The organism is Paraplanobispora siamensis (assembly GCF_016863175.1).
GTDB classification, from domain to species: domain Bacteria; phylum Actinomycetota; class Actinomycetes; order Streptosporangiales; family Streptosporangiaceae; genus Planobispora; species Planobispora siamensis.
In genome coordinates this window covers 46241-66169 of sequence record NZ_BOOJ01000033.1, presented here as the reverse complement: position 1 = coordinate 66169, position 19929 = coordinate 46241, and the positions used below count along the sequence as shown (strand labels likewise).

At 73.1% G+C, this 19929-nt stretch carries 20 protein-coding genes; 4 read left to right on the top strand and 16 right to left on the bottom strand.

Annotation, left to right across the window (positions count from 1 at the left end; all coding sequences use genetic code 11):
- Positions 1–5 precede the first annotated feature (5 nt).
- A complete protein-coding gene (locus Psi01_RS20660) occupies positions 6–779 on the bottom strand; it encodes a glucose 1-dehydrogenase (protein WP_204065698.1) in 774 nt (257 codons plus the stop codon).
- A gap of 86 nt (positions 780–865) precedes the next feature.
- On the opposite strand from Psi01_RS20660, the gene Psi01_RS20655 reads away from it, so the two are divergent.
- On the top strand, positions 866–1483 hold the full coding sequence (locus Psi01_RS20655; protein ID WP_204065697.1) for a TetR/AcrR family transcriptional regulator: 618 nt from the start codon (positions 866–868) through the stop codon (positions 1481–1483).
- A gap of 71 nt (positions 1484–1554) precedes the next feature.
- On the opposite strand, the gene Psi01_RS20650 is transcribed toward Psi01_RS20655, so the two are convergent.
- Positions 1555–2100: a type II toxin-antitoxin system PemK/MazF family toxin gene (locus tag Psi01_RS20650; protein WP_204065696.1), complete on the bottom strand. Its 546-nt coding sequence runs from the start codon at positions 2098–2100 to the stop codon at positions 1555–1557.
- 230 nt (positions 2101–2330) lie between these two features.
- On the opposite strand from Psi01_RS20650, the gene Psi01_RS20645 reads away from it, so the two are divergent.
- Together Psi01_RS20645 and Psi01_RS20640 are read left to right on the top strand one after the other, a co-directional pair.
- Positions 2331–3188, top strand: a complete 858-nt coding sequence (locus Psi01_RS20645) for a helix-turn-helix domain-containing protein (RefSeq protein ID WP_275424585.1) — start codon at positions 2331–2333, stop codon at positions 3186–3188.
- A 65-nt stretch (positions 3189–3253) separates the two neighbouring features.
- Positions 3254–4063 (top strand): SAM-dependent methyltransferase, encoded by an 810-nt coding sequence (locus Psi01_RS20640; protein ID WP_204065694.1) that lies wholly within the window; start codon positions 3254–3256, stop codon positions 4061–4063.
- Between the two features lie 59 nt (positions 4064–4122).
- Here the strand turns inward: Psi01_RS20640 and Psi01_RS20635 are convergent, their stop codons facing one another.
- The 13 genes from Psi01_RS20635 to Psi01_RS20575 form a co-directional block, all read right to left on the bottom strand.
- Positions 4123–4806 (bottom strand): hypothetical protein, encoded by a 684-nt coding sequence (locus tag Psi01_RS20635; RefSeq protein WP_204065693.1) that lies wholly within the window; start codon positions 4804–4806, stop codon positions 4123–4125.
- The gene (locus tag Psi01_RS20630; protein WP_275424584.1) at positions 4803–5327 is read right to left on the bottom strand and encodes an RNA polymerase sigma factor; all 525 of its coding nucleotides are present in this window, start codon (positions 5325–5327) and stop codon (positions 4803–4805) included. Before Psi01_RS20630 ends, Psi01_RS20635 begins: the two co-directional genes overlap by 4 nt.
- Before the next feature lie 104 nt (positions 5328–5431).
- On the bottom strand, positions 5432–6505 hold the full coding sequence (locus Psi01_RS20625) for a hypothetical protein (protein ID WP_239127872.1): 1074 nt from the start codon (positions 6503–6505) through the stop codon (positions 5432–5434).
- Between the two features lie 171 nt (positions 6506–6676).
- On the bottom strand, positions 6677–9334 hold the full coding sequence (locus Psi01_RS20620; RefSeq protein WP_204065691.1) for a fumarate reductase/succinate dehydrogenase flavoprotein subunit: 2658 nt from the start codon (positions 9332–9334) through the stop codon (positions 6677–6679).
- Entirely contained in the window at positions 9334–10113 is a 780-nt protein-coding gene (locus tag Psi01_RS20615; protein ID WP_204065690.1) for an ABC transporter ATP-binding protein, read from the bottom strand. Before Psi01_RS20615 ends, Psi01_RS20620 begins: the two co-directional genes overlap by 1 nt.
- Complete coding sequence (locus Psi01_RS20610; protein ID WP_204065689.1) at positions 10110–11135, bottom strand: ABC transporter permease; 1026 nt, start codon at positions 11133–11135, stop codon at positions 10110–10112. The genes Psi01_RS20615 and Psi01_RS20610 overlap by 4 nt, the downstream gene beginning before the upstream one ends.
- Positions 11135–12577 carry an ABC transporter substrate-binding protein gene (locus Psi01_RS20605; RefSeq protein WP_204065688.1) on the bottom strand — a complete coding sequence of 481 codons (1443 nt, stop codon included), beginning with the start codon at positions 12575–12577 and terminating at the stop codon, positions 11135–11137. Before Psi01_RS20605 ends, Psi01_RS20610 begins: the two co-directional genes overlap by 1 nt.
- Positions 12578–12591: 14 nt before the next feature.
- Positions 12592–12819, bottom strand: a complete 228-nt coding sequence (locus tag Psi01_RS20600; protein WP_204065687.1) for a 4Fe-4S dicluster domain-containing protein — start codon at positions 12817–12819, stop codon at positions 12592–12594.
- 28 nt (positions 12820–12847) lie between these two features.
- Positions 12848–13642 carry a GntR family transcriptional regulator gene (locus tag Psi01_RS20595; protein ID WP_204065686.1) on the bottom strand — a complete coding sequence of 265 codons (795 nt, stop codon included), beginning with the start codon at positions 13640–13642 and terminating at the stop codon, positions 12848–12850.
- A 230-nt stretch (positions 13643–13872) separates the two neighbouring features.
- Entirely contained in the window at positions 13873–14280 is a 408-nt protein-coding gene (locus Psi01_RS20590) for an RrF2 family transcriptional regulator (RefSeq protein WP_204065685.1), read from the bottom strand.
- Between the two features lie 11 nt (positions 14281–14291).
- Positions 14292–15293 (bottom strand): ABC transporter permease, encoded by a 1002-nt coding sequence (locus Psi01_RS20585; RefSeq protein ID WP_204065684.1) that lies wholly within the window; start codon positions 15291–15293, stop codon positions 14292–14294.
- A 41-nt stretch (positions 15294–15334) separates the two neighbouring features.
- Complete coding sequence (locus tag Psi01_RS20580) at positions 15335–16174, bottom strand: ABC transporter ATP-binding protein (protein ID WP_204065683.1); 840 nt, start codon at positions 16172–16174, stop codon at positions 15335–15337.
- A 7-nt stretch (positions 16175–16181) separates the two neighbouring features.
- A complete protein-coding gene (locus tag Psi01_RS20575; RefSeq protein ID WP_204065682.1) occupies positions 16182–17246 on the bottom strand; it encodes an ABC transporter substrate-binding protein in 1065 nt (354 codons plus the stop codon).
- A 308-nt stretch (positions 17247–17554) separates the two neighbouring features.
- Between Psi01_RS20575 and Psi01_RS20570 the strand changes: the two genes are divergently transcribed.
- A complete protein-coding gene (locus Psi01_RS20570) occupies positions 17555–18457 on the top strand; it encodes a TauD/TfdA dioxygenase family protein (RefSeq protein ID WP_204065681.1) in 903 nt (300 codons plus the stop codon).
- 117 nt (positions 18458–18574) lie between these two features.
- Here Psi01_RS20570 and Psi01_RS20565 read toward each other — a convergent pair whose 3' ends face one another.
- Complete coding sequence (locus Psi01_RS20565; RefSeq protein ID WP_204065680.1) at positions 18575–19927, bottom strand: lanthionine synthetase LanC family protein; 1353 nt, start codon at positions 19925–19927, stop codon at positions 18575–18577.
- Positions 19928–19929: the final 2 nt, after the last annotated feature.

Sequence of the window (19929 nt, the reverse complement as noted above, 5' to 3'; positions counted from 1 at the left end):
GGGGCTCACAGCCCGGAGCCGCCCGTGGCGTCGACGACCCGGCCGGTCACCCAGCGCGCGTCGTCGGAGACGAGGAAGGCCACCACGTCGGCCACGTCCTCCGGCTGCCCGACCCGGCCGAGGGCGGCCAGGGACGCCGCGTGCGCCCAGGCCTGCGGGTCGCCGCGCAGCCAGCCGGCGTTGACGTCCGTGTCGATGATCCCGGGGGCCACCGAGTTCACCGTGATGCCCCGGGGGCCCAGTTCCTTGGCGAGGTTGAGGGTGAAGGTGTCCAGCGCCCCCTTGGTCGCGCCGTAGGCGATGATCTCCGGCATGGCCAGGCGGGCCGCGCCGCTGGAGACGTTGACGATCCGGCCCCCGTCGCGCAGGCGGGCCAGCCCCTGCTGCACGATGAAGAACGGCGCGCGCACGTTCACCGCGAACACCTCGTCGAAGCCGTCCTCCGTCAGCGAGGCCAGCGGCGCGCTGCGGCCTATCCCGGCGTTGTTGACGATGATGTCGAGCCTCCCGTCGGGCGCGTGCTCCCCGGCCGCGGCGTCGAAGGCGGCCCACAGCCGGGCCGCGTCCCCGTGCCGACCCAGCTCCGCGCGCAACGCGAACGCCCGGCCGCCGTCCTTGCGGATGCGTTCGACGGTCTCGTCCGCCGCCGCCTCGTCACGGGCGTAGGCGACGGCGACGGCGGCGCCGTCCCGGGCGAGCCGCTGCGCGACGGCCCGGCCGATCCCCCGGCTGCCGCCGGTCACCAGCGCGACCTTGCCCTGCAGTGCTCCTGCTGCCATGACGGCCTCCCATCCCTATTTATTGAGTGATTGCTCAAGAAGGAACGTAACACACTTTTTTGAGGGATCGCTCTAGAATTAGGGGCATGAGTGGGACAGGGGCGAGGCGGGGGCGCCCGCCGGCATTCGACCGCGCGACGGCCCTGGAGGCCGCCACCCGGCTGTTCTGGGAACACGGCTACGAGGCCACCTCCGTCGGCGAGCTGACCCGGGTCATGGGTATCAAGCCCGGCAGCCTGTACGCGGCGTTCGGGGACAAGAAGTCCCTGTTCGAAGAGGTGGTCCACGCCTACGGCCGCTCCCCGGCCGGCGCGTTCGCCGGTGCCGCCCTGCGGGAGGAGCCCACCGCCCGCGGGGCGTTCCGCCGCATCCTGCGCGAGGCGGCGGCCTTCTATCCCGGCCCCGGCCACCCGCCCGGCTGCCTGACCATCAGCGCCGCCACCAACGTCACCGTCCAGGACGCCGAGGTCGCGGCGTTCCTGCGCGACCTGCGCAACACGAACCTGGCCGCCTTCGAGGCACGCCTGGAGACCGCGCGGCGCGAAGGCGAGCTCCCCGCCACGGCCGACCCCCGGGCCCTGGCCGCCTACTTCGCCGCGGTCATCCAGGGCATGTCCCAGCGGGCCCGCGACGGCGCCACCGCGGCGGAGCTCACCGAGACGGCCGAACTGGCCCTGGCCGCCTGGCCCCGTACCGGCACCTGAGCGTCACGCCGGTCCCTCGCCGATCGGCGTGCGCGCCCTCCCGGCACCGGTCACCGGATCTCCTTCCCCGCTCACCGCACCCTCTCGGGCAGGTAGACCCACCCCGTGCCGTGACGGCGGGTCACCTCGGACCAGGTGCCCCCGTCGCAGTCCCGGGCCGCGAGCCTGTTGAAGGCGTCGTCGCTCAAGAAATGCGTGCGCGACAGGTCCAGCCAGCTGTCCTTGCGCGCACGTCTGTCCCACCGCGCGGTCGGGATCTGCATGCAGTCGTATCGATGGGACTTGTCCTGGCTCGTTATCTTCAGGACCTCGACGCCGTGCGCGTGTGTGCGGACCACGAGGCAGGGACGGACCTTGGATCCCGATCCGTCGGCGAACGGCACGGCCGCCCACCAGATCTGTCCCGGCGACGGCCGGCTGTACCAGCTCGGGTCGGGCGGCTCCGGGTGGATCGACGGCCGAGATTGCCTGAGGCGCCTGACCGCCCACGCCAGGAAGGCGATCAATCCGAAGACGAAGGCCCAGAACCCGAAGACCTTGAGAAGGCCGAGGATCACCTCGAATCCGTCACCTGAGTAGGATTCCTGATACCAGCCTTCAAACCGGTAATGCAGCATAATACTCCTTTCTTTAGGACATACAGTGACACTCAAACCAAGAGGAGCAAGAATCGCACTCAACCTGGGGTTGCGGGGCTCTTTCTTGACCGCTTAGGTGTCATTTGCCGCTTACGCCAGGCAGGATTCCTCACGGCACTGCCGTTCCGCCAGCCTCAACGGTGCACGGAACGGCGGCGGCATCCGAAAAGCGTGATCACCTCCGGTTTTACGAGCACGAACGGAACACGATGGGCGGCACGGAACAGACCTCCGCGGGAACCGGCAGGGATCGGACCGGGCGACCGGCTGATCTGATCCGCTCCCTGGCGGAGGGGACGGGAAAGAGGGGGCAGCGGGAACAGGCCAGAGCGCTCGGGGTGTCGACGACCAGACTGAACGCCTACCTGAAAGGCGCGATTCCTCCGGAGGAGACCCTCATCAAGATGCTGCGCGCCGCAGGGGTGCCGGAAAGCAAGCATGTCGTTTATCTGCGGGTGCGAAATCAGGCTTTAGCCACTAAATCCGACAAGCCCTATAAAGACGACAATTCATTACATGACACGCAGCCATCCCTGACCGATCAGAACGTGACGCCTCCGGCTGTCATCACACCCGGCCACGGCGAGGGCGGTGAGCACGATCACGAGGCGATCGGCGAACACGACCACGGTGAGCGCGGTGAACACGACCACGGTGAGCGCGGTGAACACGACCACGGGGCGAACGGCGAGCAGGCGAAGGGGGGTCCCCGGCTCCCGTCGCGGATGCCGCAGGCGGCCGTCGCCGGTGCCGTCCTCCTGGCCGCAGCGCTGTACGCCCTCCTCCCCACCGGGAAAGCGGATCCGGCCGCCCCCGCGACCCCGGCCGCGGGCGAGGCCCGGTGCGCCTACGTGATCGAGGAATCGGCCCCGGTCTACCCCGAACCCGACGCGACCGCCGTAGCGATCAAGTTCAAGTACCGGCAGGACCGCGTCGAGCTTCTGGCGGGGCCGCATCCGCCGGGGTGGGTCGCCGTGCGCACTCCCAGGGACAGGCCCGGGTTCAACTGGATGCGGTCGGCGGTCCTCGGCGCCTCCGGCCCCTGCCTTCCCGGCCGCCCCGGATGAGACCGCATATCCACATGAACACTGCTACCGTCCTCGTAACCCCCGCGGGAACGAGGAGGAGACGGATGAGCGAGGCGTCTCAGCGGCCGGCGGGCCTGTCGGCCGGCACTCCCAACGTCGCCCGGATGAACGACTACTTCCTGGGCGGCAAGGACAACTTCGCCGCCGACCGGGCGGCCGCGGAGAAGGTCCTGGCACTCGCGCCGGAGGCCAAGGCCATGGGCAGGCACGTCCAGGCCTTCCGGGAGAACGTCGTGCGGTATCTCGTCGAGCAGGGCGTCGGGCAGTTCGTCCACGTGGGCTCGTGGATGCCCACCCAGCGCAACCTCCACGAGGTCGCCCGGTCGCTCGCTCCCGAGAGCCGCGTGGCGTACGTCGCCGACGACCCCGTCGCGCTCAACCACGCCCGGGCCTTCCTGGCCGTCGACGACCGGACGACGGCGGTGGAGGGGGACATCCTCCACCCCGACGAACTGCTAGACGACCCCGGCCTGCGCAAGCTGATCGACCTCGACCGGCCCGTCGCCGTCCTGATCTTCGGCACCCTGCAGTACATCCCCGACGAGGACGGGCCGTTCGAGAGCGTGGCGCGGCTGTGCGGGCGGCTGCCGTCCGGCAGCTATCTCGGCCTGACCCACGCCGTCTTCGACACCCGCCCGGACATCGCCGAGCGGATCGCCGACATCTACCGCAAGGTCCTCGACAAGCCCGGTGGCGGCCCCCGTACCCGCGACCAGGCGCTGCGCTTCTTCGACGGGCTGGAGCTGGTGGAGCCCGGCTTCGTCTACGTCCGCCAGTGGCGGCCACCGGCCCCGGTGCCCGACCGGCTGGCGCAGAAGTCCTGGGTCGTCGCCGGGCTCGCCCGCAAGCCCTGAGACCCCGGCGCCGCCGGCCGCCATCGACGGCCCGGTCGAGGCCCCGGCCCGGATCGTCCTCAGCCGCCGTCGGTGTTCAGGCTGGGACCGTCGTCGCCGCCGGACCGCTCGTGGGTGACCGGGCCGGTGGGCTCGGGGCCGGCGGGCCTGCCGTTCCGGGGTATGTCCATGGGCACCGCCTCGCACGGGGCGACGGCTCCCCGCACGACCGCCAGCGACATCCCGGCCGGCGCCTGCTCCGGGCGGGCCCGGTCGAAGGAGACCGCCAGCACCAGCGTCTCACCGGCCCCGACCTGCCCCTTGCCGATCCGGAACGTGATCCCCCCGCCCCCGGTGACCTGCACCTGCATCGGCTCGTCCGGCCGCCCCGCCTCGCCCCGCTCGCCCCGCGGCTCCCGGCAGGTCTGCCCCTGCGGCAGATAGTCCACCACGGCGGTGACCCCCTTCCCGGCGAGCGCGGCCTCCAGTTCCTCCGGCTCGCGGAACTCGTCGATCCGCACCTCGACCGACCCGTCCGCCCGCTCCTCCACCGCGAAGGCCGGGTTGCCGGCCCCGCCGATCAGTGTGAAGGCCACCGTGGCGGCCGCCGCGACCCCCGTCACTCCGGCGGCCAGCCCCAGCAGGCGGCGGTTCGGGCCGCGGCGCGCCCGCGTCACCGTCGCGGCCGCCTCCCGCCCGGCCGGCTCCCTGGCGGCCATGTCCTGCTTGAGCGCGCTGAGCAGGCGCTCTTCGAAGTTGCTCATGCCGATCCCTCCATCTGCCGTACGGTCGGCGAAACGACGCCCTGGAGGGCTCGTCTGGCCCGGTGCAGGCGGACCCGGGCGGTCACCTGCCGGACGCCCAGGGCCTCGGCGGCCTGGGTGACGGTGAGCTGGTCGATCGCCACGAGCTCCAGTACGGCCCGCTCGCCGTCGGGCAGGTCCGCCATCGCGCGGAAGGCCTCGCGCATCCGCCGCTCGGCGTCGATCCGCTCCTCCATCCGGCCTAGATCGTCGTCGTCCATCATCCGCCGCCCCGCGACGCGCCCGGCCAGCCGCGCGTCCCGGGCCGCCCTGCGGTGCTGGGCCGACACGACGTTGCGCGCTATGCCGTACAGCCACGCCACCTCGCTGCCCCGGCCGGGGCGGTAGGTGTGCGCCGAGTCCAGGACCGCCAGGAAGACGTCGGCGGTCAGGTCGGCCGCCAGGTGAGGATCGCTCACCCGGCGTACGACGAACCGCATGACCGCATCGATGTGACGGCGATAGAAGGCCTCAAAGGCCACAGGGTCTTCGTTGAGGCGCACCGGCCTCGCTCCCTTCGTCGTTCGCCCTTACACCTCTGCTTGGTCGCAGCCGGGCCGGGCGTTTCCGCGCCCCGGCGGGCCGGTCAGGGTCGGGGCCGCGCCGGCGGGTCCGCGACGGGGCCGAGCAGGGACCAGCTGCGCTCGTCGCCCCAGGTCGAGGAGGCGTCCACGTACGGCCGCAGCAGCGCGGTGAGCTCGGCGTCGCCCCGGCCGTTGAGCTCCTCGGAAGCGATCTTCCGCGCGGCCCCGGCCAGGACGTCGGCGACCTGGACGCGCGGGTCCGACCGGGAGTCGACGAGCCGCAGCCCGGTCAGCCCGCCCGCCACCGGTATCTCCCTGAGCTGGGCGATGCGCTCTTCGGTCAGCGTGGTCTGCATGTCGTGGACGATCGAGACGGGCCTCCCGCCCGCCGTCCAATGCGCGACGGTCCGCACGATGGCCGGGATCAGGGGGTCCAGGGCCGGGACCGTACCGGGCCCTGCGGACAGCAGGGCCCGGAAGGAGCCCGCCCGCGACCGGGCCTCCCACAGCAGCCCCACGATCTCATCGGCCCGGCCCCGTGCGCCGTCGGGGCGGGCGCGCGCGGTCTCGACGATGCGGGAGAACTCCTCGGCGTGCGCCGCCGCCTCCCCCGGCTCCCTGGCGCGCGCCAGATCGTTGAACGCCTCCAGCAGCGCCGCCCAGCGTCCGGGTCCGAAGACCTCCGGCCCCTCGCGGTACAGCACGCGGGCCACGGCCCCGGCGTCCCCGGCCCACCGCTCCGGGCGCGGACCCGCCCCCGCCGGTCGTACCGCGCTCCCGGTCAGCAGCCCGGCGAGCCTGCCGACGGCGAAGAACGTCTTGTCGACCAGGTGGACGTGGGTCCTGCCCCGCAGCGGCCCCGACGGGCCGAGCAGCCACACCAGGGCGGAGCGGTGCTTGCCCCGCAGCAGGATGTTCGCCTTGTACTCCAGCGCCGGTGAGGGCGCCCTGCGCCGGATCTCCCGCATGCACCCGGCGGCGTCGCCGACGTCCAGCGACACGCTGGCGTGGGTGAAGACGTCGGTGTTGCCGCCGACGAGCTTCTCCCCCTCCGAGCCCGACTCGTCGCAGGCGATCTCCAGCGCGGCGGGCGGGCCCGCCGCCGGAACCCGGCCGGAGGCGTCCGCCCGCGTCACATCGCAGAGCACAGGATCACCGGACGCCGACACGCCCCCATCCAAAACGCCCCCGGCCACCCGGCACAACAGGTTTCCCGCCCGCCCCGGCCCCCGGGCACGGCCCGTCCCCGCGGAACCGCGCGGGCGGGCCGTACTCCGGAGGGATCCACCGGCCCCGGCGGGCGGGGTTCATCCCGCCAGGGCCCTGCGCGCGTAGGCGCGGACGTCGGCGTCGGTGTCGGCCAGAGCGCCGCGCAGGGCCGTGGCCACCTCGGGGCGGGCCGCCCACGGGGCCAGGGAGAGCACGGCCGCCTTGCGGACGTCGAGGTTGCCGTCGGTCAGCGCCTCGGCCAGCGGGCCGGCCGCGTCCTGCGGGTCGCACGCCCCCAGGCACCGGGCCGCGCCGGTCCGCACCTCCCACTCCGGATCCCGCAGGGCCCGTACGGCCTGCTCCCGCAGGGGGGAGCCGGTGGCGCCGGAGGCCTCCAGGGCCGCCGCCCTGACCAGCGGGTCCGTGTCGCCGGCGAGTTCGGCCAGCACCTCGGCGGGCTTGCCGATCGTGCCCAGTCCCTTGGCCACCCGGACGCGGACCTCGCGGGAGGGGTCGCCCGCCGCGGCGGCCACCAGGCCGGACTCGTCGAGGGAGACCAGGCCCCTGATCGCCTCGATGCGCACCCGGTGGTCGGGGTCGCGCGTCCCGGCGGCGAAGACCTCCCGCGTGCCCAGGCGCAGCGCGCGCAGGACGTCCAGCACGGTGCCGCGGACCGCGGCGTCGGAGCTCTCCGCCCGCGCGGCGAGGGCGGCACCGAGCCCGGGGGTGGCGGGCAGCACCTCGACCAGCTCGCGCAGGCCGCTCGCCGCGGCCCGCCGTACCGTCCCGTGGTCGTCGGCCAGCGCGGCGGCCAGCGCCTCGCCCACGCCCTCCGGCGCGGTCTCGGTCAGCGCCGCGATCGCCGCCCGGCGCACCTTGGGGTCGGTGTCGGACAGGTAGGGGGCCAGCCGCTCCAGGGACGGCTGCTCCTCCGCGAGCCGGTGCAGTTCGAGGATGCGCGGCGAGCGCCCGACGGCGGCCCGTCCGGTGCGCGTCCCGGTGGCCCGGCGCACCGCGGTGCTCGTGTGGGCGCCGACGACCACCGGCTCCGCCGGGACCGGCCGGAACTCCTCGACGGGCACCAGGTACGGCTCGACCGGGCGCTTGAGGAACTCCATCGCGCCGTCGGGCCGCTTGCGCAGGTTCAGGTGGAACAGCCAGGAGGCGTCGTCGCGGGCGGGCAGGTCGGCCCGCTCGTGGTACAGGCCCCAGCGGCTCTCGGTGCGCACCAGCGAGGAGCGGGCGGCCATCTCCGCGCAGTCGCGGATGAAGTCCACCTCCGCGCAGCGCATCAGCTCGTGCGGGGTGCGCGCGCCCATCGTGGCGATCTCCTCGCGCATGCGCTCGAAGGACTCCAGCGCGATCTCCAGCTTGGCGCCGGTCTTGGGCGGGGCCACGTAGTCGTTGACGAAGCGGCGCAGCTTGTACTCCACCTGCGGCTGCGGCGGCCCGTCGGGGTTGCGCAGCGGGCGGTAGACGAGCTCGTGGGCGGCGGCGACCTGGTCCTCGGGGAGCGCGTCCGGGACGGTGTGGTGCGCGGCGGCGTGCGCCCCGGCGAGGTCGCCGAAGACGAAGGCGCCGATCATGTAGTTGTGCGGGACGCACGCCAGGTCCCCGGCGGCGTACAGGCCCGGGACGGTCGTGGCGCCGTTCTCGTCCACCCACACGCCGGAGGCCGAGTGGCCGCCGCACAGGCCGATCTCGGAGATGTGCATCTCCACGTCGTGGGTGCGGTAGTCGTGGCCGCGCCCGGCGTGGAAGGTGCCGCGGGTGGGCCGCTCGGTGGAGTGCAGGATGGTCTCCACCGCGCTGACGGTCTCCTCGGGCAGGTGGGAGAGCTTGAGATAGATGGGGCCGCGGGCGGAGGCGATCTCGGAGGCGACCTCGGCCATCATCTGGCCCGACCAGTAGTCGGAGTCGACGAAGCGCTCCCCCCGGTTGTTGACCTGGTAGCCGCCGAACGGGTTGGCGACGTAGGCGCAGGCCGGGCCGTTGTAGTCCTTGATCAGCGGGTTGATCTGGAAGCACTCGATGCCGCTGAGCTCGGCTCCGGCGTGGTAGGCCATGGCGTAACCGTCACCGGCGTTGGTCGGGTTCTCGTAGGTGCCGTAGAGATAGCCGCTGGCCGGCAGGCCGAGCCGCCCGCAGGCGCCGGTGGCCAGGATGACCGCCCCGGCCCGCACGGTGACGAACCCGCCGCCGCGCGTGTCGAACCCGGCCACGCCCACCGCCCGGCCGCCCTCGGTCAGGACCCGGACCGGCATGACCCGGTTCTCGATGCGGACCCGCTGCCTGATGTCGCGGCGGCGCAGCACCCGGTACAGGACCTTCTTGACGTCCTTGCCCTCGGGCATGGGCAGCACGTAGCTGCCGGAGCGGTGCACGCGGCGCACGGCGTACTCGCCGTACTCGTCCTTCTCGAACTTGACGCCGTAGCCTTCGAGCCTGCGGACCATCTCGTGGCCGCGGGTGGCGGTCTGGTAGACCGTCCTCTGGTTGACGATGCCGTCGTTGGCCCGGGTGATCTCGGCGACGTAGTCCTCGGGGGGGGCCTTGCCGGGGATGACGGCGTTGTTGACCCCGTCCATGCCCATGGCCAGGGCCCCGCTGTGCCGTACGTGGGCCTTCTCCAGCAGCAGCACCCGCGCGCCCCGCTCGGCCGCGGTGATCGCGGCCATCGTGCCGGCGGTCCCGCCGCCGACGACGAGCACCTCGCACTCCAGCTCGAGGCGGTCCTCGATCGGCGGGATCTCCATCACAACTCCTCCAGGATGCGTTCACGCAGGTTCGTACGGGCGTCGTCGCCGGGCGGCACGTCCAGGACGGCCCGCACGCCGGTGCGGCCCAGCACCGCGACGCGGTCGGCCAGCAGCAGCGCCTCCTCCACGTCGTGGGTGACGAACACGACCGTCGCGGAGGTCTCGCGCAGCACCTCCAGCAGCAGGCGCTGCATCTCCGCGCGGGTCTGGGCGTCCAGCGCGCCGAACGGCTCGTCCATCAGCACCGCGCGCGGGGCGCCGACCAGGGCGCGGGCCAGCTGCACGCGCTGGCGCATGCCGCCCGACAGCTCGCGGGGCAGGTGCCGGGCGAACCCGGCCAGGCCGACCTTCTCGATCCACTCCTGCGCGGCCCGCCCGCGCTCGCCCCGCGGCACGCCGCGGATGCGCAGCGGCAGCTCGACGTTGCGCCGGACCGAGCGCCACGGCAGCAGCCCGTCGTCCTGGAAGACCATCGCGCGGTCCGCCGAGGGGCCGGTGACCTCCCGCCCGCCGGCCAGGATCCGGCCCTCGCGCGGCGGGAGCAGCCCGGCCAGGGCGCGCAGCAGGGTGGACTTGCCGGAGCCGGAGGCGCCCACGACGACTAGGACCTCGCCCGGCGCCACCTCCAGCTCGACGTCCCGCAGCACCGCGTCCCGGCCGTAGCCCAGGCCCGCCCGTTCCAGCCGGAAGGCGAGCCCCGCACCGGCGGCGCCGTCCTCTCGGCGGGCTTCGTCCACCGGGGCCCGTCCGGTGGCGTTCTCCGCGACCGACGTCATCGCCTGCTCCCTTCCGCGCGGGGCAGCCAGCCGGTGGCCCGCCGCCCGATCAGTTCGATGGCGGCCGAGGTCAGCCAGCCGAGGACACCGATCGTGATCATGCCGACGATCACCCCCGGGTAGTCGACGACCGTGTAGGCGTGCCAGGTCCGGTAGCCGACCCCGAACTCACCGGAGATCATCTCCGCGGAGATCACGCAGATCCACGCCACGCCCATGCCGACCGACAGCCCGCCGAACACGCCCGGCAGGATGCCGGGCAGCACGACGTTCCACAGCACGTGGCGGCGGGTCCCGCCGAGGGTCCTGACCGCCTCCTCCCAGATCGTCGGCAGGGCGCGTACGGCGTGCCGCGTGCTGACCGTGACGGGGAAGAATGCCGCGGTGAAGGTGATGAAGACGATGCCCTGCTCGTCGGTGGGGAAGAGCAGGATCGCGATCGGCACCAGGGCGATGGCGGGGATCGGCCGGACCGCCTCCAGCAGCGGCAGCAGCACGTCGCCGGCGCGCCGGGAGCGGGCGACCAGGATGCCCGTGGTGATCCCGGCGACCGCGGCGAGGCCGAAGCCGGTGAGGATGCGGATGAGGCTCTGCAGCAGGTCGAGATAGTAGAGCGAGGTCGTCAGCTGCGCGCCGAACCGCTCGGCGATCTCACCGAGCGTGGGCAGCCGGTCGAAGCGCAGCCAGAGCCGGGCGTCGGCGGCGGTGAGCACCTGCCAGAGCCCGGCCGCCGCCAGCAGCGAGGCCGCCCGGATCCCCCACCGCAGCGCGGCCCGGCCGCCGGCCGCCGCGCGGGAGGCGCCCGGGCCGCCGGCCGTACTCCGAGAGGCGTCCGGATCGCCGGAGCCGCCGGAAACGGGGACCGCGGCCGCGTCGGCCGCGGGCCCGGTACTCCCGGCCGCGTTCTCCGAGCCCGCGCCCGTGGTCCCCGGGTTCGCGGCGGGTGCGTTCTCCGAGGGCGTGGCCGGGTCCACGCCGGGGCCGGGCGACGGGGAGTGGGGGGCCGTCCGGGGGCCGGCCATCACGCGTCGCCCTTCGCGGCGGCCTTCAGGGCGTCGTCGTAGGAGACGGCCTTGGCGCCGGAGTGCGCCTCGAGGTAGGCCTCGGCACCGTCCTCGGTGGTGAAGGGCAGCAGGCGGGCGTTCTCCTCCGCCTTCGGGTCCTCCACCCAGAAGGCCCGGTCGGCGAACCAGCGGGTGCCGGTGGCGGCGTCGGGCACGTAGGCGGCACGCACCTGCGCGGTCCCGTCCGCCTCCGCCTTCGCGACCCCGCGCAGCAGGCAGGCGGGGGTCGCCGCGGGGCGGGTGGTCCTCTCACCGGCGAGCCAGAGCTCGGAAGCGGTGGCGGGGTCCTCGACCGGGATCCCGCAGACGGGGTCGTCGCCGGTGATCGCGGCGGGGTTGGCGGTGGAGGCGGTGTCGGCGTCGTAGGCGGCGCCGTACGCCTTGCGCAGGTAGGAGTCGTTGACGAAGCGGGACAGGTCCACCCCGGAGAAGCCGTCGCCGATGCGCTTGAGGTAGGGCACGTCGTGCTCGTGGGCGGCCTTGAGCTGCGGCTTGAGGGTGACGTCGAAGGTGGAGATGCCGCCGGGGCCGTTGTAGAGGTAGACGACCTCGGCCGGGAGGCCGGTCTCCTCGGCGACCGACTCGGCCGCCTCCAGCGGGTGCTCGTGCAGATAGCGGGTGGCGTCGATCTGCGCCTTGAGGAACGCGTCGACGACCTCGGGGTGCTCCTTGGCGTACGCGGCGCGCAGCACGGTGCCGTGGAAGGTCGGCACGTCCAGGGCGGCGCCGTCGTAGAGCAGCCGGGCCTTGTCCTGGAAGACCAGCAGGCCGGGCCAGGCGACGAACTGGGCGTACCCCTGGACGGTGCCGGCCTCCAGCGCGGAGGCGCCGACCGGCGGCTGCTGGTTGACGGTCTCGACGCCGTTCACCGGGTCGATCCCGGCCTTCTCCAGCGCCTGGACCAGGGTGCCGTGCCCGGCGGAGCCGACGCTGGCGGAGATCTTCTTCCCCTTGAGGTCGGCCAGGGTCCTGGCCTCGGACTCCTTGGCGACGACGACCATGTTGAGCGCGCCGCGCAGGTTGTAGCCGGTGACGGCCACCAGCTCGGTGCGCGCCGCCTCGATGCCCTGGGTGCGGGAGGCGTTGATCAGCAGCGGGTAGTCGCCCATCGAGCCGATGTCGATCTTCCCGGCCACCATCTTGGCGGTGATCGGCGCGCCGGTGTCGTGGTCCTGCCACTCGACGGTGTACTTGTCACCGAGCCGCTTCTCCAGGTAGCCGAGCGAGCGCAGCAGCGTCCCGGCGGTCACGGTGTTGATGGTCTTGGACTGGTAGCCGATGACGACCCGGGTCTTCCCGGTGTCGTCGCCGCCGTCGCCACCGCCCGCGGCTCCGGCGACCGAGCAGCCGGCCACGGCCAGCAGCAGAGCGGCCGCGGCCGCCGCACGCAGGGGGTTCATCTTCGCAGGATCCTTCATCGCAGCAGGTAGGGGATGTTGATGGTGACCGCGTCCACGGGGCAGCGGGCGGCGCACGGGCCGCAGTACCAGCACTCGTCGACGTGCATGTAGGCCTTGCCGGTCTCCTCGCTGATGGCCAGGGAGTCCAGTGGGCAGGCCTCGACGCAGAGCGTGCAGCCGTCGATGCACAGGGCCTCGTCGATGGTCACCGGGACCTCGACGCGCTGGGTGATCAGGGGCATGTGTTCTCCTCGGGGTCCTCAGGGGTCCTCAGGGGTCCTCGGGGGCCGCGGGATCCTCGACGTCACGGCGCAGGTGGCCGCGCATGGCCAGGCGATCCCCCCGGAACCGGACGAACTCCAGGTCCACCGGGCGGCCGTCCGACAGGTGGGTGAGCCGCTCGATCATCAGCAGGGCGGCCCCGCGCGGCGCGTCGAGCACGGCGGCGGTGTGGGCGTCGGCGTTGACGGCCTCCATGGTCAGCTCCGCCGTGCCGAGCGGCTGCCCGGCGACCTGTTCCAGCAGCACGAAGATGTCGTTGCGTTCGAGGTCGGCCTCGAACAGGGGCTCACCGACGTCACGGACGAGGTAGGTCAGGTCGAGCGAGAGCGGCAGGCCGTTCAGGCGGCGCAGCCGTTCGAGATAGACGACCGGCTCCCCGGCCGCCACCCCGAGCCGCCGCCCGACCGCGGCCGGCGGCTCGATGAGGCCCATGGTCCGGACCTCGTTGGTCACGCTGCCGTGCTCGTGGAGCGTCTCGGCCAGGCCGAGCAGCCGGTGCAGGCCGTGCGGATACTTCTCCCCCGCGACCGTGGTGCCCACCCCCGGGCAGCGCTCGACGATGCCCTCCTCGCGCAGCAGGTCCAGCGCCTCGCGCACGGTGTTGCGCGAGGCCCCGAACTCGCGGGCGAGCGCCGCCTCCAGCGGCAGCCGCCCGGCGCCGAACCCGCCGTGCAGGATCTCCCTGCGCAGCAGGTCGGCCACCTGCCTGGCCCGGTCGGCCCTGCGCCGCCGCGCCTCGGCGATGGCGGGTACGGCCGCCGCCCTGTCCGTCGCCGCGTCCATTCCCGCCTCCCGGAAGCCGCCGGAACCTTGTGACAGCAAGAACCCTAGTAAACGAGTAGGGAAAATAGAATAACGGGGAGATTGCGCCACCCCGGAGCCCTCGTGACCCTTCCCGACCTGCGATTTCGTCCCGGATCACCGGGGTTCCGCCACCCGTTCCGGCGGACCGGCCGCGGTCACAGCCGAGCAGACGGCGCGGCCGGCACCGTCACGGCCGGGGCTCCGGCGGCTCAGCCCGTCGCGCTCCCCGGCAGGGCGCCGCGCGCGACATGCGCGAGGGTGATCTCGGCGAGCATGGTCTCCTCGTGGTCGCGCAGGGCGCTCCACACATCGGCCAGGGGCCTGGCCACCCCCGGGTACCCGCCGTGGTCGCCGCCCTCGGGAACGCCTTCGACGACCGCGATGATCTCGGCGAGGCTGATCTCCTCGGCGGGACGGGCCAGCCAGTAACCCCCCTCGGGACCTCGCTGGCTGTGCAGCACCCCGGCGCGCCGGAGCTGGAGCAGGATGCTGTCGAGGAATCTGCGCGGGATGCCCTGGGCCACGGCGATCTTCTCGGCGGGCAGGGGACCGGGCTGCGCGGCGGCCAGTTCGGCCGCCGCGCGCAGGGCGTACTGCGTTCTGGCGGAGATCCGCATCGCCGCCCCGATCAGTTCGTGACCTGGTGCAGACCCCACCGGCGGCGCAGCGCGTTGTCGGCCGCCCCGAACAGCAGGTCCACCCCGATGCCGATGACCAGGATCACGATCATCGTGGCGAGCAGGCCCGGGGAGTCCGCCAGTTCCCTGGCGAAGTGCAGCTGCTCGCCCAGGGAGGGCTGGTTGGCGATGATGACCAGCAGCTCACCGGCCATCAGCGACCGCCAGGCGAACGCCCAGCCCTGCTTGAGCCCGGCCAGGAACGACGGCAGGGAGGCGGGCAGGATGACGTGCCGGTACAGGCTCAGCCGCCGCAGGCCGAGCATGTGCCCGGCGCGCAGCAGGATGGGCGGGGTGTAGTCGACGCCCGCGATGAGCCCGTTGGCGATGGAGGGCGCCGCACCCAGGATCACGACGAAGGTGATGGCGCTCTCGGTCAGCCCGAACAGCAGGATGGCCAGCGGGAACCAGGCGATCGACGGCATGGTCTGCAGACCGGTGATCAGCGAGCCGACCGCCCGGCGCAGCGGGCGGATCCTGGACACCAGGGCGCCGACCACCAGCCCGACCGCGATCGCCAGCGCGAAGCCGACCAGCGCGCGCCGCATGGTGACGGCCACCGCCTGGTAGAATTCCGCCTCGCCGAGACGGTCGGCCAGTTCGGTCAGGGTCGTGACCGGCCCGGCGAAGACGTACTCGGGCCACCAGCCGGCCAGCACCACGCCCTGCCAGATCAGCAGGACGAGCACGAGGGCGGAGACGACGGGCCACAGGCCGGACCAGATCCGGGACGCCAGCCCGCTCTTGCGCCGGTCGGCCAGCTCCAGGGCGTCCAGCCCGGCGATCTGCCGGGCGTGGACGTCGGACGACTCGACGGCGACGCCGGACCGGCGGGTGTCCGCACCGGACCGTGGGCCGCTCCCGCCGGACGGGCGGGTGTCCGTGTCGGACCGCGGATCGCCCACGCCGGACGGCTCGGCGCCGGACTGCTGGGTGCTCGCGTCAACGGCCATCGCGGGCCACCTTCCGAATCGGTCTTCCTGCGGGGACGAGGTCAGCGGCCATGGCGCAGGACCTCCTCGCGCAGCCGGTCGGTGATCTCGGCCGCCTGCCGGGCCACCTCGGCCGAGTCGGTACGGCGGGGCCGCTCCAGCTCCACGGGGAAGCTCTCCACCACCCGGCCGGGCCGGCTGGACAGCAGCACCACCCGGTCGCCGAGCCGTACCGCCTCGCGCACGTTGTGCGTCACGAACAGCACCGACAGGTTCCGCTCGCGCCAGATGCGCTCCAACTCGTCGTGGAGCAGGTCGCGGGTCATCGCGTCGAGCGCCCCGAACGGCTCGTCCATCAGCAGCACGTCGGCGTCCTGGGCGAGCGCGCGGGCCAGCGCGACCCGCTGGCGCATGCCGCCCGACAGCTCGTGCGGCCGCTTGCCGCCGAACCCGCCCAGGTGCACGATGTCCAGGAACTCCCCGGCCAGGGCCCTGCGCTCGGCCCGGCTCCTGGGCCCGGCCCCCTCGCCGCCCTTGACGTCCCCGCCGCGCTTGACGCGCAGCGCCATCTCGACGTTGGCCGAGACCGTCAGCCAGGGGAACAGCGCCGGCTCCTGGAACATCATCGCCACCCGGCCGGTCTCGACCTCGATCCGCCCCGCGGTGGGCGCGTCCAGCCCGGCCACCAGCGACAGCAGCGTGCTCTTCCCGCAGCCGGAGGCGCCCAGCAGGCAGACGAACTCGCCGGGGGCCACGGTCAGGGAGACCTCGTCCAGGGCCAGCAGGCCGTCCCTGCCCTGGCCGTACACCTTGGAGACGCCCTCCAGCCGGACGGCGGGCCCGTGCTCCCGCTCCGGCCCGGAGACCGGCCCGGCCTGCGTGGTGGTCAGTGGCGTGGTCATGGCCGCCTCACTTGTCCGCGATCTGCGACTCGCCCTTGGCGGCGAGGATCTCGTTGAGGGTCTTCAGGTCGTAGATGCCGTTGAGGTCCACCGGCTCCAGCAGGCCGACCTTGACGGCGTGGTCGGCGCTGCCGACCAGCGAGGAGGCGATCGGGTCGTTGGTGAAGGTGATGTTCTTGAAGGCGCTGTCGAGGACCTCGGGCTTGAGCGGCTTGCCGGTCAGCTTCTCCAGCGCGGAGTTGACGGTCTGCGCGGCGCCGGCCGGGTCGGAGTTGATCGTGGCGTTGGCCTCGACGTGCGCCTCGAGGAGCTTCTTGACCGTCTCGGGGTGCTCGGCGGCGAACTCCTGGCGGACGATCAGGTGGGTGATCACGAACTGCTTGTTCGGCCACAGGTCGCGCTCGTCGAGGAGGATCTTGCCCTTGCTCTCGGTGACCAGGCGGCTGGCGAACGGCTCGGGCACCCAGGCGCCGTCGATGTCGCCGGTGGCGAAGGTCTGGATGGTCTGCGAGTTCTCCTGCGGCACGATCGAGACCTCGCCGCCGCCCTTGGTGTCGGTCTTGATGCCCTTGGAGTCCAGCCAGTAGCGCAGGGCGACGTCCTGGGTGTTGCCCAGCTGCGGCGTGGCGATCTTCTTGCCCTTCAGGTCCTCGACGTCGTCGATCTCCGGCTTGACGACCAGGTAGACGCCGCCGGAGGCCGCACCGGCGATGATCTTGATCGCCTTCCCCTTGGACTTGGACCAGGCGTTGATGGCCGGGTTCGGGCCGACGTAGGTGGCGTCGATCGCGCCGGAGAAAACCGCCTCGATCGCCGCGGGACCGGCGTTGAACGTGCTGGTCTTGAGCGTCGTGCCGGAACCGAGGTGCTTGGCGAACAGTCCCTTCTCCACCCCGACGAGGGCGGTGGAGTGGGTGATGTTGGGGAAGTAGCCGAGCCGGACCTCGGCGGGACCCGCGCCGCCGGCCTTGGCCGAATCCGCGGGCTCCGAACCCCCGCAGGCCGCCGCCACGGTCGTGAGTCCCACGGCGGCCAGGAGGGCCACAACTCCGCGAAGCCTGCGAGCGTTCATCATTCTCCCTATTTCCCACTTATTCAGTAGACTTAGTGTGTTTATAGACCGGGACGGGCTCCGCGTCAAGTCCCCGTCACCACACCGTCACTCCGAGTTCCCACGGATCGGACGCCCACCCATATACCCTAATTCCCTACCAATTGTGTTGACTTTATTCGGAGGCCGGCCTACCGTGGGGGACGTGACGACCCCGGTTCTGCTGACCATCCGCGGTCACGTGGACTTCTGCCGCGTGGCCAGCGCGCTCTGTCGCCCCTTCCAGCCCTAGGACGACCCCTCTCCCCCTCTGGAAGGACCCCACGACCATGTCATCGCTTCACGTCTCCCCCGTCGCCGGCCGGATCGGCGCCGAGGTGACCGGCGTACGGCTCGGCGGCGACCTGCCCGCCGACGTCGTCGCCGAGATCCGCCTGGCCCTGCTCACCCACAAGGTCATCTTCTTCCGCGGCCAGGAGCACCTCGACGAACACGGCCAGGAGGCGTTCGCCCGGCTGCTCGGCGAGCTGACCACCGCCCACCCGACCGTGCCCTCTCTCGGCGGCAACGGCCACATCCTCGATCTCGACTACAGCGGCGGGCAGAAGGTCGACCGCTGGCACACCGACGTCACGTTCGTCGACCGGCCGCCGGCGGCCTCCGTGCTGCGCGCGGTCACCGTTCCCCCGGCCGGCGGCGACACGCTGTGGGCCAACACCGTCGCCGCCTACGAGTACCTGCCCGCCGACCTGCGTCACCTGGTCGACCGGCTGCGCGCCGTGCACACCAACCGGTTCGACTACGCCCGCGTCGCCGCCTCGGACGACCCCGAGCAGGAGCGTGCGCGCGCCGAGGTCTTCGCCTCCACGGTCTTCGAGACCGAGCATCCCGTCGTGCGGGTGCACCCGGAGACCGGGGAGCGCTCGATCCTGCTGGGCGACTTCGCCAGGCGGGTGGCCGGCCTGTCGACCGTGACCTCGGACTCGATCATCCGGCTGATCCAGGACCAGGTCACCGCGGTGGAGAACACCGTGCGCTGGCGGTGGGCCCCGGGCGACGTGGCCGTGTGGGACAACCGCGCCACCCAGCACCGGGTCGTGCACGACTTCGGCGGCCGGCCGCGCCGCCTGCACCGGATCACCATCGCCGGTGACGTCCCCGTCGGCGTGGACGGCCGCCCCAGCACGGTGCTGACCGGCGACGCCGCCGCCTACTCCCCCGTCGCCGCCTGACCGGACCGTCCGGCCCCGGCCCCGGCCGCTCGCCCAGAGCGGCCGGGGCTTTCCCGTGACCGCCGCGGAAAACGCGAAGGGCGGCCGCGACGGGCCGCCCTCCTCGAAAACCGCGTCTCACCCGGCGTTCTGTCCCCCGATGGGACGGCGCAGCACGGCGGACGGCACGGGGATGGCCGGGAACGGGTTGTCCGGCAGCAGGATCACCCGGCGGGCGGCGTCGGGCTGCAGGGCCGCGTCCAGGTGCAGGAGCGCGGCGCCGACGCCGGCCGCGCCGACCATGTAGCCGGTGTCGGCCGACACCTCTCCCGGCCGCAGCCGCCGGTAGGCCTGGTACCAGCGCAGCCCCCGGCCGTCGTGGTCGGTCCCCCGGCCGATGAGGTCCTCGGCCAGCGTGCGGGCGAACTCCAGATACTTGTCCTTGCCCGTCACGGCCCACATGCCGACGAACAGCTCCAGCAGCCCGGCGGTGCCGCAGCACTGGCAGGAGGTGTTCCACAGCCCCGCCGTACGCCGCTGCGGGACCCCGCTGCGCACGATGCCGTGGGCCAGCCGCTCGGCCCAGTCGAGGTCGCCCGCGTCGCCGGTCACCCGGTACAGCTCGTAGAAGGTCCGCGCCACCCCGGCCGAGCCCGAGCAGAAGCCCAGATAGTGCAGGTCCCGGCCCTGGGGCAGGTGGTGCGGGACCACGGCGCACTCGCCGGCGACGGTGCTGACCGCGCGGACGAAGCCCGCGCCCCGGCGGGCGGCCTCCAGGAACCTCCTCTCTCCGGTGACGCCGTACAGCCGGGCCATCAGGAAGGCGGTGCCGGCCGTACCGGACAGGAACCCCGGGGTGACCGCGTCGGCGGGCAGGTCCGGGCAGTCGCCGAACAGGTGGCCGGGCACCGCCTGTTCGGCGATGCGCCCGCCCGCCTCGACGGCCAGTTCCCCGTAGGCGGGCACACCGAGGATCGCGGAGGCGTGCAGCAGGCTCAGCACGATGCCGCCGTCGCCTCGCTGGGCGGGGTCCCGCGACCAGCCGACGCCGCCGTCGACGACGCGCGCGCCTCGGACGACGCGGTCGGCGGCGGCCCTGGCCGCCTCCTCGAACCGCCCCTCGCCGAGCACCCAGCCCGTCTGCGCCAGGGCGAAGACCGTACCGGCCAGGCCGTGGTGCAGCGAGAGGTCCGTCTGGTCCTTCCAGGTGGAGGCGAGGTAGCGGGCGCCGGCGCGGGCGTCCTCCAGATACGCCTCGTGGCCGGTCGCCTCGGCCAGTTCCAGGAAGAACAGCACGATGCCGGCCGCCCCGGCGTAGAGCGAGGCGGGTTCGGCGGGGTTGAGGGCCGATCTGCCCCGGGGATCGGGGTTGGCCCTCCAGTGCCGTCCGCGCTCATCGTCGACGGCCGCCCGGCGGATCCAGCGTCCGGCCGAGATGGCGGCGGTCAGGGGAGTCTCCGCTCGCGAGGAGCGGGTGAGATCCAAACCCATGT

Excerpts from the sequence above, each read along its gene's own strand:
- Psi01_RS20660 (WP_204065698.1), bottom strand. The coding sequence starts at position 779 with ATGGCAGCAGGAGCACTGCAGGGCAAGGTCGCGCTGGTGACCGGCGGC.
- Psi01_RS20655 (WP_204065697.1), top strand. The coding sequence starts at position 866 with ATGAGTGGGACAGGGGCGAGGCGGGGGCGCCCGCCGGCATTCGACCGC.
- Psi01_RS20650 (WP_204065696.1), bottom strand. The coding sequence starts at position 2,100 with ATGCTGCATTACCGGTTTGAAGGCTGGTATCAGGAATCCTACTCAGGT.
- Psi01_RS20645 (WP_275424585.1), top strand. The coding sequence starts at position 2,331 with ATGGGCGGCACGGAACAGACCTCCGCGGGAACCGGCAGGGATCGGACC.
- Psi01_RS20640 (WP_204065694.1), top strand. The coding sequence starts at position 3,254 with ATGAGCGAGGCGTCTCAGCGGCCGGCGGGCCTGTCGGCCGGCACTCCC.
- Psi01_RS20635 (WP_204065693.1), bottom strand. The coding sequence starts at position 4,806 with ATGAGCAACTTCGAAGAGCGCCTGCTCAGCGCGCTCAAGCAGGACATG.
- Psi01_RS20620 (WP_204065691.1), bottom strand. The coding sequence starts at position 9,334 with ATGGAGATCCCGCCGATCGAGGACCGCCTCGAGCTGGAGTGCGAGGTG.
- Psi01_RS20615 (WP_204065690.1), bottom strand. The coding sequence starts at position 10,113 with ATGACGTCGGTCGCGGAGAACGCCACCGGACGGGCCCCGGTGGACGAA.
- Psi01_RS20610 (WP_204065689.1), bottom strand. The coding sequence starts at position 11,135 with ATGGCCGGCCCCCGGACGGCCCCCCACTCCCCGTCGCCCGGCCCCGGC.
- Psi01_RS20605 (WP_204065688.1), bottom strand. The coding sequence starts at position 12,577 with ATGAACCCCCTGCGTGCGGCGGCCGCGGCCGCTCTGCTGCTGGCCGTG.
- Psi01_RS20600 (WP_204065687.1), bottom strand. The coding sequence starts at position 12,819 with ATGCCCCTGATCACCCAGCGCGTCGAGGTCCCGGTGACCATCGACGAG.
- Psi01_RS20595 (WP_204065686.1), bottom strand. The coding sequence starts at position 13,642 with ATGGACGCGGCGACGGACAGGGCGGCGGCCGTACCCGCCATCGCCGAG.
- Psi01_RS20590 (WP_204065685.1), bottom strand. The coding sequence starts at position 14,280 with ATGCGGATCTCCGCCAGAACGCAGTACGCCCTGCGCGCGGCGGCCGAA.
- Psi01_RS20585 (WP_204065684.1), bottom strand. The coding sequence starts at position 15,293 with ATGGCCGTTGACGCGAGCACCCAGCAGTCCGGCGCCGAGCCGTCCGGC.
- Psi01_RS20580 (WP_204065683.1), bottom strand. The coding sequence starts at position 16,174 with ATGACCACGCCACTGACCACCACGCAGGCCGGGCCGGTCTCCGGGCCG.
- Psi01_RS20575 (WP_204065682.1), bottom strand. The coding sequence starts at position 17,246 with ATGAACGCTCGCAGGCTTCGCGGAGTTGTGGCCCTCCTGGCCGCCGTG.
- Psi01_RS20570 (WP_204065681.1), top strand. The coding sequence starts at position 17,555 with ATGTCATCGCTTCACGTCTCCCCCGTCGCCGGCCGGATCGGCGCCGAG.
- Psi01_RS20565 (WP_204065680.1), bottom strand. The coding sequence starts at position 19,927 with ATGGGTTTGGATCTCACCCGCTCCTCGCGAGCGGAGACTCCCCTGACC.